General features: G+C 62.6%; 13 protein-coding genes. 6 read left to right on the forward strand and 7 right to left on the reverse strand.

Going from position 1 to position 13,938, the window contains the following annotated elements:
- Positions 1-177 precede the first annotated feature (177 nt).
- The 3 genes from JNB50_RS17935 to JNB50_RS17945 form a co-directional block, all read right to left on the reverse strand.
- The gene (locus JNB50_RS17935; RefSeq protein WP_021762910.1) at positions 178-459 is read right to left on the reverse strand and encodes a hypothetical protein; all 282 of its coding nucleotides are present in this window, start codon (positions 457-459) and stop codon (positions 178-180) included.
- A 203-nt stretch (positions 460-662) separates the two neighbouring features.
- Positions 663-953, reverse strand: coding sequence for a hypothetical protein (locus JNB50_RS17940; protein WP_021762911.1), 291 nt, complete (start codon positions 951-953; stop codon positions 663-665).
- Between the two features lie 35 nt (positions 954-988).
- Positions 989-1,258 carry a hypothetical protein gene (locus tag JNB50_RS17945; protein ID WP_021762912.1) on the reverse strand — a complete coding sequence of 90 codons (270 nt, stop codon included), beginning with the start codon at positions 1,256-1,258 and terminating at the stop codon, positions 989-991.
- A gap of 82 nt (positions 1,259-1,340) precedes the next feature.
- Here JNB50_RS17945 and JNB50_RS17950 point away from each other — a divergent pair, with 82 nt between their 5' ends.
- The 3 genes from JNB50_RS17950 to JNB50_RS17960 all read left to right on the forward strand — a co-directional run bounded on the left by JNB50_RS17950 (position 1,341) and on the right by JNB50_RS17960 (position 4,765).
- The gene (locus tag JNB50_RS17950) at positions 1,341-1,700 is read left to right on the forward strand and encodes a hypothetical protein (RefSeq protein WP_155829011.1); all 360 of its coding nucleotides are present in this window, start codon (positions 1,341-1,343) and stop codon (positions 1,698-1,700) included.
- A gap of 88 nt (positions 1,701-1,788) precedes the next feature.
- Positions 1,789-3,888, forward strand: coding sequence for a hypothetical protein (locus JNB50_RS17955; RefSeq protein WP_208041540.1), 2,100 nt, complete (start codon positions 1,789-1,791; stop codon positions 3,886-3,888).
- A 61-nt stretch (positions 3,889-3,949) separates the two neighbouring features.
- Positions 3,950-4,765 (forward strand): hypothetical protein, encoded by an 816-nt coding sequence (locus JNB50_RS17960; protein ID WP_021762915.1) that lies wholly within the window; start codon positions 3,950-3,952, stop codon positions 4,763-4,765.
- A gap of 8 nt (positions 4,766-4,773) precedes the next feature.
- On the opposite strand, the gene JNB50_RS17965 is transcribed toward JNB50_RS17960, so the two are convergent.
- A complete protein-coding gene (locus JNB50_RS17965) occupies positions 4,774-5,691 on the reverse strand; it encodes a hypothetical protein (RefSeq protein ID WP_021762916.1) in 918 nt (305 codons plus the stop codon).
- Between the two features lie 470 nt (positions 5,692-6,161).
- The gene (locus JNB50_RS17970) at positions 6,162-6,851 is read right to left on the reverse strand and encodes a TetR/AcrR family transcriptional regulator (RefSeq protein WP_243768658.1); all 690 of its coding nucleotides are present in this window, start codon (positions 6,849-6,851) and stop codon (positions 6,162-6,164) included.
- A 106-nt stretch (positions 6,852-6,957) separates the two neighbouring features.
- Between JNB50_RS17970 and JNB50_RS17975 the strand changes: the two genes are divergently transcribed.
- The 3 genes from JNB50_RS17975 to JNB50_RS17985 are packed head-to-tail and all read left to right on the forward strand — an operon-like array spanning position 6,958 to position 11,505.
- A complete protein-coding gene (locus JNB50_RS17975) occupies positions 6,958-8,466 on the forward strand; it encodes an APC family permease (RefSeq protein WP_208041542.1) in 1,509 nt (502 codons plus the stop codon).
- Positions 8,459-9,820 carry a histidinol dehydrogenase gene (hisD, locus tag JNB50_RS17980; protein WP_208041543.1) on the forward strand — a complete coding sequence of 454 codons (1,362 nt, stop codon included), beginning with the start codon at positions 8,459-8,461 and terminating at the stop codon, positions 9,818-9,820. Before JNB50_RS17975 ends, hisD begins: the two co-directional genes overlap by 8 nt.
- A gap of 5 nt (positions 9,821-9,825) precedes the next feature.
- The gene (locus JNB50_RS17985; protein ID WP_307794789.1) at positions 9,826-11,505 is read left to right on the forward strand and encodes a thiamine pyrophosphate-dependent enzyme; all 1,680 of its coding nucleotides are present in this window, start codon (positions 9,826-9,828) and stop codon (positions 11,503-11,505) included.
- An 85-nt stretch (positions 11,506-11,590) separates the two neighbouring features.
- Here the strand turns inward: JNB50_RS17985 and JNB50_RS25830 are convergent, their stop codons facing one another.
- Positions 11,591-12,865 carry a cupin domain-containing protein gene (locus JNB50_RS25830; RefSeq protein WP_208041544.1) on the reverse strand — a complete coding sequence of 425 codons (1,275 nt, stop codon included), beginning with the start codon at positions 12,863-12,865 and terminating at the stop codon, positions 11,591-11,593.
- Positions 12,866-12,899: 34 nt separating this feature from the next.
- On the reverse strand, positions 12,900-13,901 hold the full coding sequence (locus JNB50_RS17995; RefSeq protein ID WP_208041545.1) for a substrate-binding domain-containing protein: 1,002 nt from the start codon (positions 13,899-13,901) through the stop codon (positions 12,900-12,902).
- Between the last annotated feature and the right edge of the window lie 37 nt (positions 13,902-13,938).

The following is a 13,938-nucleotide window of genomic DNA, read 5'->3' on the forward strand; positions in this document are numbered from 1 at the left end:
AGACAAGTTGACAAACATAGAAGCGTCGAAAGCCCGGAACGCAGCCCGCGGGAGTGAACTACGATCGACGGCCAGGCAGACGGACAACCCAACAAACACGGCGCCGCTCGCGGCTCATTCACCTCTGCCCGTCACATGAGACGAGCCCGCGCCAGATTGGCGTGGGCTCGCGGGTTGTTATTGGCAGCTGTCGCAGCCCAGGTCGTCCATCGGGTCGATCGGGACCAGATACTCGAGGGTGTCGCCTTGATAGTGGGCGTCGCCGAGTTCGTCGTCGGTGGCGTGTTCTTGGATCCAGGTGTTGGCGGCGGCGGGTTCTCCGAGTGCTCGGAGGAGGCCGGCGAGGGCTTCGACTTCGATGCAGCTGAGCCGGGGTGCCAGGTCGGCTGTGAGGTCGTGTTTGCTGAACACGGCCGTGAAGTGGATGAGCTCGTTGCTGTCACTGATGAGGGTGCTCATGATCGTTTCCTCCCTGCTGGTTGGTGTGCCGTGAAGGCACGCAGTGCCGATCAGGGAGACCCGCCCGGAGTGCCACCCGGTAGGGCGACGCCAGTCGGCCCCGTCAGGGGCTTGCGCGCAGGGTGCGCGACCGAACGATCGCCGCAGGCTTCACGGCACACCAACCAACCAGGTGAGGTGACAAGGTGCATCGAACAGTGGGGTCAGCGTCGACGCTCGATCGTCCGCGGTGGTTTCGAGCGGACGGCGTCCTTCCACACCCACCCTTCGTGGGTCTGGCCATCGCGGGCGGTGAACCGAACGCGGACGGCGTGCTCGTTCCACGCCACCACCTCAACTTCCGGTCGCACAACCGCTTCGTGGAAGCGCACGTACGCAATCGCCGGCGCTGGCACGGTAGCAACGACGGCCGGGTCGTGGTCGAGATCGACCTCCTCTTCGGTCAGCCAGACGGGTCGGGGCCGGGTGACGATTTGCTCGATCACTCGGTCCATCCCGGATCCCGGGTAGCGGCTGTTCTGTCCCACCGTCAGGCGGGGTCGACGTCGACCAGCACCCAGCCGGTGCCGACGGACTGCAACTGCATCGAACGGACTTCGGAGGGGTCCTGGTCTGAGATGGCGACAATTGACCACCCGACGAGCCGCTCGGCGGGGTGGGTGAGCGCGTCGTGTACTGCGGAAGAGCGAACGGGTTCAGCTGCGATGACGCGGTAGCGGTGATCGCGCCAAACGAGCCGGTTCGGGGTCCCGGAATCGGTCCAGATGTGGACGATGTCAGCGGCGGGAGCAATGCTCATGACCAGTTCCTCCGATCGGGTAGCGGGTGTCGGTCTTACTGGCCACAATAGAACATATGTTCGAATGTTTGGGTGGTGGGTCATGAGGGTTCTGCAGGCCGGAGAGCGCGTCTGGCTAGTCGTCGCCGACGCTGGAACGCGCATCCATTTCGTGATCGAGTACGGGCCGGCGGTGCATCAGCGCACCCACGAAACGCTGATGATGTACCGGGTCGACCACTTCACGATCAAGCGCGCCGAGCGGTGGCCGCTCGGATACTACGACGAGCTTCAACACGCGATCGACGCATGTGCGCTGAGCTTGGGGATGCCGAATTTCCTGGCTCCGATTACCGCTCCTGACGGTTCGATCGTGAGCCCAGAAGAGCAGAAGGCTCGTTGGCAGGTCGGGCGTGATCCCCGCACGGGCCTGCAGATGCGATCCGTTGTAACGCGGTACTGAGTTCGCAGAAGTTGCGGACGTCGGCCCCGGATTGACCCCAGTAAGCGGGTAGTGGGTCGCTGATCTTCCACCGTCGTGTCGTGTCAGGGTGGTGATGACGGCCATAGCTGACTTGGAGAAGATGATGGCGCGTATTTCCCAAGCGGAGCAGCGGCAAATCGTTGATTGGGCGACGAAGGCGATAGTTCGACGATGGCGGAGATCTCGTAAGTGGCGAATCCTATGTGCCTGGATCGTCGGCGTGGTCGGTGTCGCCCTGGGCCTCGCGATGTTCGTCGTGCCAAATCTGAGCGGTTGGCAACGGTTGCCATACTCCTTTACCGCTGGAGTTCTCATCGGTCTCGCATATCAGCTGATGCCGAACCGTGGGAACGCGTCAGCCTCACCGCGGCGTCGAGTATACATATTTGCGTTTGCGCTGTCCGGAGCAGCTGCCGCGACCGTTGGTATACTCGCAGCCCTTGTCGCACCTGGTTGGTGGGCGGCGGGGTTGAGCGTTGCGACCGCCGCGCTCGCGGTTGGACTTGCGGAGCGTTATCCGGGCAAGTACATACCTTTCGCATTCTTGCTGCCGGTCGCTCTGGACGCATGGATGTTGCTGCAGCTTTCCACCTCAGGAGACCGCACGCAGCTTGTTGTCGTTCTGACGCTTTTCGTGCCCGCGTTTGCCGTAGCAATTGTCCTCACAGTCTGGGCGTTCAAGCTTCGCAACCTTCCGTCGGCTGAGTACGCGAAAGCGACCGAAGTCGCCCGAGGCGTGCTTTGGGCATGGATTTTGTTGTTGGCCGCGACCCTAGCTTGGAGCGCGAGCGGCCTCAAGCTCGGCAGCGGTGAGCAATTTGACCCGCTCGTGTTCGCTATCCCGCTGGTCACCTTCGGGTCAGTGATCGCAACTGCGACGACGGGATGGACTCGATATCGAGAGGCGCGCTTACAGCTAGATGCTGACGATCAGCCGGCAGCAGAAGCAAAGCTAACCAGCTCCGAACAAGATGGCCAGCCAGCAATTCCTTCGCATGTGCGGGGGCTAGTTGAAGGGCTGATGAGACTGAGATCAAACTTCCTCCGGAACTTTGCCCGACCACGAGAAGACCCGGATGGCGAACCCGCCAGACACTCGTTACCGACGCCTCTCGCATCAGCTGGAGACCTCGTCGCTCTGATGCTTCGCGCCGGTGTAGGGGCACGTTACGAAGGACGCTTCGACAAAATCGACTGGGTCTACCGACTGCGGTACCGTGGCGAGGAATGTCGACTTCAGCTTGGTCGATCCGGCCTCTGGGCCGACTTCTGGATTGGGGAAGATGAAGGCGCGCGGCTCGCAGACCAACTCGGCAAGCAGTTGACGAAGGCTTTGAGGTTCCTGCATCAGAACGGTCTGAGGGATGCTATCGATGCTGGAATCAGCGTCAATGCAGTGGAGGTTGTCAACCAGTTCTTCCGTTACCGGGGGATGGTCAACTACTTCATTGCGCAGCTGCGAGGCCTCCGAGGTGCACCGATGCCTGAGGTCGACAGGTCGACGTTTACGGTTCACGACTTCGAGAGTGGAAAACAGGTCCCGGCACCCGACTTCATTGCAGACACAATGAGCTACTTTTCGGAGTTTCAGAATGAGCAGCAAAGGGCCGGGGAGATTGCACACGTGGCTACTGCTCTCGTAGCGTCTTACTTCGCCTACATCGAGCATGTATCGGTCCTCCTCGCCGCGTACTCGTCTGCCGCTTCCGAAGATGGATTCGCCGTAAGCGAGCTACTGCGAGAATCATGGGCCGTCAAATTCGACGTAGCGTTCGCTGATGTCTCGATCGGGAGCGCGAAGAGCGACCTGAGTCTCATGGCTTCCCGATTCAGAAACCCCCTCTTGCATGGAGGCGCCGGTCGCGCCGCCGACGGAATGTATGTCGAAGTCCTTCCTGACGTGGTCGCTCTGGCCACGGAGGATGGCTCACCCACCGACCAGTTCATGCTCTGGAAGCCGAGCCTGACTGCCGAGGAGATCGACTGGATACTAAGCAGAATCGCCCGCATTGATGCGGCCCTCGAATCTCACCCATACTGGGTGGCGGTATCCGCTGGGGCCCCGTCGAATTTCAGCCGCGATCGCGTGCGGAAGGCGTTGAGCGCCCAGCGAAGCGGAAACGCCGGCCAACTCGCCCGCGCAATGGCAGAAGCCTTAGACGACTGACGGGCAAATTCATAAGCTTTCATCCGCCGCGCAGATACCGGTCAGTCGGAGTTGGGACCGCATGGAGGAGCAGTATTCACCAAGGTACACACGCCTAGACGCGTTCGAGTCCGCCGCAGCTCAAGCCGCCGGCGCGGTGCTGCAACATGCGTTCGACAGGCTGACTAGCCTCATCGAGTCCGGGCGGACCGTCGTATCGAACGCCTCGGGTTCCACGTTGGAGCGCGATGACGAACTCACGCCGTACAACCCGATTAGCTACCAGCTCGCCTACTTCGCACTCGTTTCCGTAGATCATTTACGATTCGTGCGAGACGCGATCAGTACCCGACAGGATCTTGCAGTAATGGCCGAGTACTCCGTTATCCGCAGCGCGATTGAAGCTAGCGCCTATGCGGTCTGGCTAGCGACCGGGGGTACTCGCATCAAGCGAGTCAAGAATTCACTCCGGTTGTCCTGGGATTCGGCAAGCGACGCCGCCGCGTTGATGCGTGTCGCCGGCGACGATCGCAACCACCTTCTAGAGATCGAGGATCGCCTTCTCGAGATCCAGGCAGCCGGTCCGGCTCGCCAAGGTTCGATCGAAAACATGCCCTCGATCACCGAGGTGCTGATGATCGCCGACCGGCACGTCAATACCGGCCAAATCTCGGGGCTCGAAGCTTGGCGGATTTGCAGCGGAATTGCGCATTCAAACCCTCAGGTTGCCCTCGCTCTGCTCGAGCACACCTGGATTGACAAGGACGGAGGCCTCTCTCGAATAGCGAACAATGTCGACCTGCTCGCAACTGTCTACGAGATCGGTGTTACGTACCTTGAAGCCGCTCTTGCAGCATGGCGCAGACTTGCAGAGAACCCTGCGGCCGCGCTTCGGTGAGTTGTCGCCTACTGGGGTAAACCAGAAAGAAAGTCGTTCACCTGCCTGCTGATAACTGCCGCCAGAACGTTAGTGCCGACCTTATCGAGGAACTGGCCAATCCGGGAGACAATACTGTGGACTCTCCCCAGGTCAGCTGACCCTGCGATCTCCCCATCAAGAAGCTCGAGCTCGGAAGAGACGTCACGCCTAACGCTCTCGGGAAGTACAGGCATGGACTGCTGAAGGAGCGACGAAAGCTCCATCGCTCCCGAAAGCCATTCGCTCGGGGGTGTATGGATGGTCTGCGAGAAATGCGAGCTGTTATTGGCGATGTTTGCATTGCCGTTAATCACCGTTGAGTGATGCACGACTCCATCCTGGGATTCATCATTCACGCTTGTCCCGTTCTCTACCCTCCGTGAGCCCTTGGTCGTCACTCGTGGGCGCAGCGGCCCGCCATGGCCCCACGCTCCCGGCCCCTCGACGAAGCCTTCCTGCTCCAGCCAGTCACCTACACGTTGGATGTCGTCTTCGGTATAAACGACGCCTAGGAAGTTTGGTTCCCCATTCAAGAAGCCAGCCGGCGTGGGGGCGCGACCCTCCTCCTGTTCCTCGTAGATCCAACGTAAGTACGTGTCGCGGAGTTGCTTGCGTCGAGCGACCACCGATCTGCGGAACGTATCGAATTGCTGATAGGCGTCGGCTCCTTTCGGGGTGACGATTACCCCACCGATTCCGGCAAGGGAGTCAAAGAAGTCGACCCACCCACGGTCCTTCATGCGGCGACACTCGTCCTGCAGATCGAACGAACCGAGGTCACGCATTTGGATGAGCTTGTCGTTCAACTCGGCGAGTGAAACATCGCTCGCCGTGTGGTGCCCAGCAAGCTCGAATAATGCAGCCAGGATCCGCAGCCGGCGCGCCTCTTCCTGCGAAAGATCCATAACATACCCCTTTGGTGACTTCTCCAAATGGAGGTTATCGGCACCCACTGCTGGATCGCCTATTTGCGCTACGCGGTCCTCGGGTAAGGGAGGCAGTGATAGCCCTGCCTAGCGGGCCCGTATGACAACAATTTGACAACACTCGGGCGAAACTGGAGCCAATTGAAGAACATCGAGGACAACTACGAATCACCGTGGTTCCGGGGATCTTGGAAGACGAGAAGCTGTCCGCTGACCCGCGGCTAGAGTTCGAATCCCACGCCCTCCGCAGAATCCGATGGCCTGGAATCCCAGTAATTGACGGGATCCCGGGCCACAATGTGTTCGCAGGTGTGTCGATTCGCCCGCAAGGACGAGCGCCTCGTGCTTCCCGCCGGTATCGAGCCGGCGAGCAATACGTGGGCGCGAAGAATGGTGGTGGCGCCGTGATCCGCGCCTGAACGTCGGAGTGGCGCACATCGCCGACCGGCCTAGCTTTCTTCGCTAGGGCGTCTGATGACTGGCGCGAAGGGTTGAGGGCAGCCGGACATATGTTGGACGCCACCCGAATCGGGAAGGAGTCGTGAGCCGTCAGCTCGTGCGAGCAGCGTCGAAGACGCTTGTGCGAAGGTCTTCACTACCGCTTCGCCATCCACGTTCTCGTTTCTGCTGATCTGGTGCAACACCAGACCGTCTTCGAGCGCCAGCAGTTGCGCGGCAACGACGTCAGGCTCTTCAGGTGGGGAGAAGTCGCCAGCCCGGATACCTGACTCGATGATGTCTCGGTAGATGCTCCTCTCTGCGATCCAGAGGTCGCTGAGTAGCTCGGCATGCGGCTGGCTTCGCCGCGCGAGACCGTGCATCTCGTAGAGCAGCCGGATCATCTTCTCATCCGCCCAGCCCGGAACACCTGCGCGCATGACGTTGAGGAGATTCGTCCACGCGTCGACCTCAGGGTCGATTGCCCCGCGCCTGCCGTCGATATAGCGTGCGACGATGTCGCGGTGCACGGCCATGAGGAGATCGCTCTGGTCGGGGAAGTGATACAGGACCGCGCCCGGCGAAAGATTGGCTTCGGCGGCGATCTCGCGCACCCGAATGCCTTCTAGCCCACGCTCGGCCACAATCCGTCCGACCGCATCGAGAACGCTCCGTCGACTTGGGGCTCCATCTCTTCCCATATGAGAAGACTGCCACGCGTGTTGACAAACCGCTACGTTTTCCTGATCATGTGTTCAACTCGATCATTTGTTCAAGAATCCCGCTTGCGACGAAGGAGTCCATGAAATGGATGTGTTTGTGGAAGAGCCGGTGAGAGCCGGCCAACCCGTTTTCCGCAAGACTCTGCGCCGAGCAGACATCGTCTTTCTCTCGATCAGTGCAGTCATCGGCATTGACACCATCGCGCAGATCGCCGCCACTGGCGGTGCTCAGGCGTTCACCTGGGCACTCGTGATCGCGGTGACTTTCATGTTGCCCTACGCGCTGATCATGGCGGAGCTCGGGAGCACATTCCATGAGGAGGGCGGCCCGTACATTTGGGTTCGACTCGCCTTCGGCAAGCTCGCCGCCGCGATCGCGACGCTGTTCTATTGGGTGACCAATCCGATCTGGATGGGAGGGTCGCTCGCCTTCATCACAGCCGCGACGTGGAACACATATATCTCGCCGATTCCATCAGGGGGCGTCGGTGACATCTCCGTCAAGTTCTGCTTCATCTGGCTGGCTATAGCTACGGCTGTCGTCGGCCTGCGGCATGGCAAACGAATCGTCGCCGCCGGTGCTATCGCCAAGGTCGGACTCATCATCGTGTTCGTCGTGACCGTCATCATCTATGCCGTTCAGCACGGTGTGCACGGTTACGCTGTCGGCGGATATACACCGACTGTGGCGGGCTTTCTCGCGGTCACGCCCGTGCTCTTGTTCGCAGTAGTGGGATTCGAGGCGCCGAACGGGGCCGCTGAGGAGATGCATAATCCGAAGCGCGATGTACCGCGCGCGATCGCGTCTTCGGGAACGGTCGCGGTCCTGTGCTATCTGGTGCCGATCTTCGCGATCTTGGCGGTTCTGCCGGCCGACAAGATTCACGGTGCGAGTGGCTTCCTCGATGCCGTCAGGGAGGTGTTCACCGTCTACGGGCCGGCAGCGCAGCCCATGGTCGTCGTAGCGGCGATCCTCTTCATCTTCGCTGTTTTCACCCAGGCGAGCGCATGGATGATCGCGTCCGATCGCGTCCAGGCCGCGGCGGCGTCTGAGGGTGCCTTTCCCCGGTACTTCGGTAAGTTCTCGCCGCGGCTAGGAACCCCCGTACGCATGAACGTCTTCTCCGGTGTGATCGCAACCATCTTCGCCATCGCCGCGACGCTTCTGCTCCAGGGATCCACCGCAGCGGTCTTCACCGTCGTGCTCACCGTTGCGATCTCGACCCTGCTGCTGTCATACCTGCTGATATTCCCCACGGCCTTGGTGCTTCGCCGAAAAAGGCCCGAAACGGATCGTCCCTACCGTGTCCCGGGGGGCGCAGCCGGCATCTGGATCTGCGCAATTCTGATCTACCTCTGGGTTCTCCTCGGATCGTGGGTGGCGGTTTTCCCAGGCACCATCGAGCACGCTCTCGGCCTCGACTACAACTTCCGCAACATCTGGGGCGTGGATCAAGAGACCTTCGAGATGTTCACCGTTGGAACGCTTCTCGTCCTGGTCCTCATCGCTGTCGCCGGTTTCGTGTGGGGACGCCTCGCCCAGCCGTCCACTCTGTCCACAACCAACCCGTCGAATGAGAACGAACATGCCTGAAGAGACCACCATCAGCTCCCCGATCGCCGTTCGTGACTTGCGCGGGCACGACGTCTATACCGAGAACGTCGCGCCGCGTGCTTTCCTCGACATCGACGCCGTCCTCGCTTCGACGCGTCCGATCATCGAGGCTGTCAAGACCCACGGCGTGGATGCGCTGATGGAGTTCGCGGAGAAGTTCGACCGCGTTCGCCCGCCAGCGCTGCGGGTGCCGGGCTCAGTCTTGAAGGAAGCCCTGTCGAACCTCGATCCAACCGTCCGAGAGGCCCTCGACGAAACGATCCGACGCGTGCGAGCCGTTCACCACGACCAGCGGCGTGAGGAGCACACGACGACTCTTGCTCCCGGAGCTACTGTGACCGAGCGTTGGCTCCCGGTCGACCGGGTCGGTTTGTACGTTCCCGGCGGCCGCGCCGTGTATCCCAGCTCAGTCGTCATGAACGTGGTCGCAGCGCAGGAGGCTGACGTGCCATCGCTCGCGATCTCTTCCCCGCCGCAGGTGGAGAACGGCGGCTGGCCGCACCCGGTGATCCTTGCTGCAGCGGCGATGCTCGGGGTCGAGGAGGTCTATGCCGTCGGTGGCGCCCAGGCAATCGCGATGTTCGCGCACGGTGTTCGAGACGCAGACGGTACGTGGTTGTGCGCGCCCGTGTCGATGGTGACAGGGCCTGGCAACATCTACGTCGCGGCCGCCAAGAGAGCACTCCGCGGTGTCGTCGGGATCGACTCCGAGGCCGGACCCACCGAGATCGCGATCCTCGCGGACGACAGCGCAGACCCGGAGTGGGTGGCCGCTGACTTGATCAGCCAGGCCGAACATGACGTCATTGCCGCATCCGTGCTCGTCACCACGAGCGCCGACCTTGCAGAGGATGTGATTGCAGCGCTGGACCGCCAGATCGTCAACGCCAAGCACTCCGAGCGGATTCGAGAAGCTCTCGGCGGACAGCAGTCGGCCATTCTGATCGTGGATGACTTGGAAGCGGGCCTGGCAGTCGTGAACGCATACGGCGCGGAACACCTCGAGGTCCAGACACGAGACGCGGCCGCAGTCGCCCGACAGATCCGCAACGCCGGTGCTATCTTCGTCGGCGGAAACGCGCCGGTTGCTCTCGGTGACTACTGCGCAGGTTCCAACCATGTGCTCCCGACGGGTGGCTCAGCAGCTCATGCGAGCGGGCTGTCTGTTCAGACCTTCTTGCGCGGGGTGCACCTGATCGAGTACGACGCGACAGCACTCGGCACTGTGGAGCCATTCGTCACCGCCCTCGCCGATGCCGAGGACCTTCCCGCGCACGGATTCGCCGCGCGAGTGCGCTTCTCCACGTCCCTTAGCGCCCCGAAGGAGTCGTGATACTCGTGTCCATCATTGACAGCATTGCTCCGCCAACGCGGCCGATTCCCGGCCTCTTCGAGTCTGCAGGGCATGCGATCGTGCGAACGCTCGAACAGCACGGAGTCGAGCGTACCTACGTGGTTCCCGGCGAAAGTTTCCTGGAGGTCCTCGATGGCTTGCACGGATCGACCATTGAGACCGTCGTCTGCCGTCACGAGGGCGGGGCGGCGTACATGGCCGAGGCCGAAGGCAAGCTCAGCTCGAAGCCCGGTATCGCGATGGTTACGCGCGGACCAGGCGCGGCTAACGCGCACGTGGGTCTTCACACCGCTTGGCAGGATTCGACTCCGATGATCCTCTTCGTTGGTCTGGTTCCGCTGGACCATCGAGAGCGCGAAGCGTTCCAGGAATTCGACATCCGTTCGTGGTTCGACTCAGGCGCTAAAAGAGTGATGGTGCTGGACTCAGCAGCGCGAGCGTCAGAGGTCGTCGCCGAAGCCATCTTTGCCGCGAAGTCAGGCCGTCCAGGTCCAGTAGTGGTCGGTCTCCCCGAGGACGTGGTGCGCCAGAAGGTGCCAGTGCGGGAGCATCCAGCTCTCCCGGTCGCAGGTGGCGGACTGACCGCACGCGATGCGCTCACCCTGCAGGAGGCGTTCGCTCACGCCAGAAAGCCGCTCGTGGTGACGGGCGGCAACGATTGGGACGACGAGACGGGGCACCACCTCACTGTGTGGCTTGAGCGTCACAAGGTACCAGCGGCCGCCGAGTGGCGTACCGAGGGCATCGTCTCATCCGATTCTCCGTCATATGCCGGTCCGATCGGTTACGGTCGCCCGAAACCAACCACCGAGATGCTTGAAGAGGCCGACCTCCTCGTCTACGTGGGTACAGTCCCAGGGGACGTCCTCACTAATGGTTTCCATGCTCGCCAAGGGTGGAGCAAGCTCAACGTGATCGTGTCGATGGACCCGGGGCTTCGGGGTCGATCGGGTGCGCTCTCCTACCAGATTGTGGCGCGGCCCGAACGATTCGTACGTGACCTGATGACGATCGTCATGCCGCGTCAGCCCGTCTGGGACGACTGGACTGCGCACGTCCGCGCACAGCAGATTGAGTTCTCCGCCCTTCCTCCGGCTGCGCCTGGCGATGGGCAAGCGCGCATGGACACCCTGATGGCAAATCTGGTCCCTGCTCTCGAGCGGGACGCCATCGTCACATTTGGCGCGGGCGAGCACACCAACTGGGTGCACCGATACTTCCCGACACGGCACTTCAGCTCCATGGTCAGCGCCGGAAACGGGTCAATGGGCTACTCGGTCCCGTCAGCCGTCGCCGCCTCGCTGCTCTTCCCGCAGCGCGAGGTCGTGTGCATCGCTGGTGACGGCGAGTTCCTGATGAACGGTCAGGAACTCGCGACTGCTCGACAATACGGGGCCGCACCGCTCGTGGTCGTGATGGACAACCAGGAGTACGGCACGATACGTACCCACCAGGAGAGGCACCATCCCGGTCGAGTCTCGGGCACGCAGTTGCGAAACCCGGATTTCGCCAGGCTCGCACGTGGATACGGAGGTCTCGGAATCAGAGTCGAGCGCGATGCCGACGTCTCTGCCGCAGTCGGGCGAGCGCTCGGCCACGTTCGGAAGTGCCGTTCCTTCGCTCTCATCCACCTGGTCGTCGATCAAAGGACGACCGCGTTCTAGAGAGATTCTGAGAGCGCAGATTCCACCGTGCCAGCGACGATGTGCGAGCCCACGTCGGGCTGCACATCGCCTGTACCGCGAAGTACTACTGCTGGGCGTCCTCGAAGAGATCTGGTCGGAGCCAGGTCATCTCGGTCGGGTGGCGTCCGGTTCTCAGGATCGGATTCGGCAGATAGAGGAGGAGCTCCTCGCGGGAGTCCATCAGCAGCAGCGTTCCCGGCTCGTTGAGGGCGGCCTCTTCCTCGGGCGTCGGGCGCGGAGGCTTGGTATAGACGTAGGCGGGATGCGGTGTGCGCGGGGTGCCGGGGGCGACGCCGAATGTGCTCGTCTTCGCATGGAAGTTGAGGGCCATGAAGTCGCCGCCATCATAGTGGGGGATCCCACGGGGGGTGATCACCAGGTCGCCCTGTGTGAAGGCATAGGTCTCGGTCTCGAACGTGTCGTCGCCAACCCCGAAGCTGATCGTGCCGCTGCCGGCCAGGATGTACTTGTACTCCTCGATGTGGGGGTGTGAGTGGGAGTCGAACGGGCGTTCCTCGTCGGAGCTGGCCAGGTGCTTCGAGCCGATGAAGATGGCCATGTCGTCCACCCAGCTCAGCGGGTACGACCACTGTCGGTTGCCCGCGTTCGCGTTGTACACGTCAGGTGCGTCGGTGCGGCGGACGATGCGGGAGCCGAGGACGGACGGGTTGCGGCCGGCCATCCCGCTCGCTGCGGCATCGGCGGTGAGGCGGTCGTCGGGAGTGAGGGCGGCGTAAAGTTCCGCTGCATCCCGGCCGCTGTCGCGGAGCCGGGGGAGGACCAGCTCGCAAGCAGCCGGTCCCCCCTCCTGCGCGGTGAGGCCGAGCGGGTCCAGGTAGCGGAGGGTGCCCGCGGGCGCCAGGACGCTCGCCTCCTCGGCAGGGCGTTCGGGCGCGTCCCAGGTGCGGACGGGGTGGGGAAACCGGTTGGGCCCGCTGGAGCGCCCGAACGCGCTGGTCCGGTAGTGGAAGAACAGCCCGCTCCAGCTCCCGGAGATCCGGTAGGGAATGTCGCGCGGGACGATGACCAGATCCTCCGGGCCGAAGTCGTAGCTCTCGCCGATGAACACCGAGCCGGTGGCGCCGAGCTCGATAGAGCCCCGACCGTCGAGGATGTAGAGATAGGCCGTCACGTTCGGGTGGCTCTGGATGGTCCACCCCTGCGTCCCCGTGCTGCTCACCTCCTGGAAGACGGCCAGGTCGTTGACCTCCGTGACCGGGTACGAGAGGCGGTCGGTCGCGGTCGCGGCGTCGTAGCCGTGCCACGCGTCCGCCCTGCCGATGATGCGCGCCCCGGGCACGCGGGGGTTCTTCTGCCCTTGGCTGAGGTTCTGATGCACCGTGCTGTTCAACTCCTTGTGTCGGCGTGTCGGGCTACTCAGAGCACGAGCTCTTGAGGACGTAGGGCTCCGTGGCGGCGTCGTGCAGATTAGCCTTGGTGACGATCTTCATCGGGAGCAGCTCGATGTTCGGATCCTGTTCGACGGGCTTCTTGTCCGTGTGCGATGCGAGGTACTCCGTGATCAGCTGGACCTCCTTGGCGCCCCAGGTCGCCGAGGGCTCCGCGCCGAGAGCTACGACGGTGCCGCGCTGCAGCGCCTCGATGTTCGCAGGGGTCGCGTTGTACCCCCAGACCTTCACCGTCCCGGTCTTCTTCGCCGCCTCCACGGCGGCGGTCGCCGCCGTCGTCTCCGGCCCGGAGACCGCCACGATGAGACGGAGGTCGGGGTAGGCCGAGATCATGCCCGCCGCGATCGAGGTGCCCTGGCTGACGTTCGAGTTGTCATACTGCACGGGCGCCACCTTGATGTCCGGGTTCGCCTTGGTGAGTGCAGCCACCAGCGGCTTCCAGCGCTTGTCCTCCGCCGGGTTGCCCGCAGTGTTCGCGAGCACGGCGACGGTGCCGGGTTCTGTGCCGACCGCGTCAATGAACTGCTTCGTGAAGAGGTCGCCGTCGGTGTTCGACTGAACGACCTTCCATTGGGTGGAAGGCTGGAGGGTGTTCCAGCTGATCACCGGGATGCCCTGCTGCATGAGTCCCTTCACCTGAGTGGCGAACTGGGCGACGTTGAACGGGTCGAGGATGAGGCCGTCGGGCTTCTGCAGCACCGCGGTCGACATGGCCTGCAGTTGCGCCTGGTTGTCCGTTGTCGGAGTCGTGTACGCCTGAAGCTCGACGCCGAGTTTCTTGGCCTCGGCCTTTGCGCCGCAAACCCAGTTGATCTGGAACGGGTCGCTCAGGTTGCCGTGCACCAGTGCGAGCTTCGGCTTCGCAGCCGAGTCCGTGCCTGAGGGGGCGGTTCCAGCGGCGCAGCCGGAGAGTGCCAGCAGCGTGGCGGCTGTGGCGGCGAGGGTGGCAATCGTCTTCGATCGCATCGGGGGTCCTTTCGATTGGTAGGGGTGGGGTGGAGAT

It is taken from the genome of Leifsonia sp. TF02-11, assembly GCF_017565305.1.
Classification (GTDB): domain Bacteria; phylum Actinomycetota; class Actinomycetes; order Actinomycetales; family Microbacteriaceae; genus Leifsonia.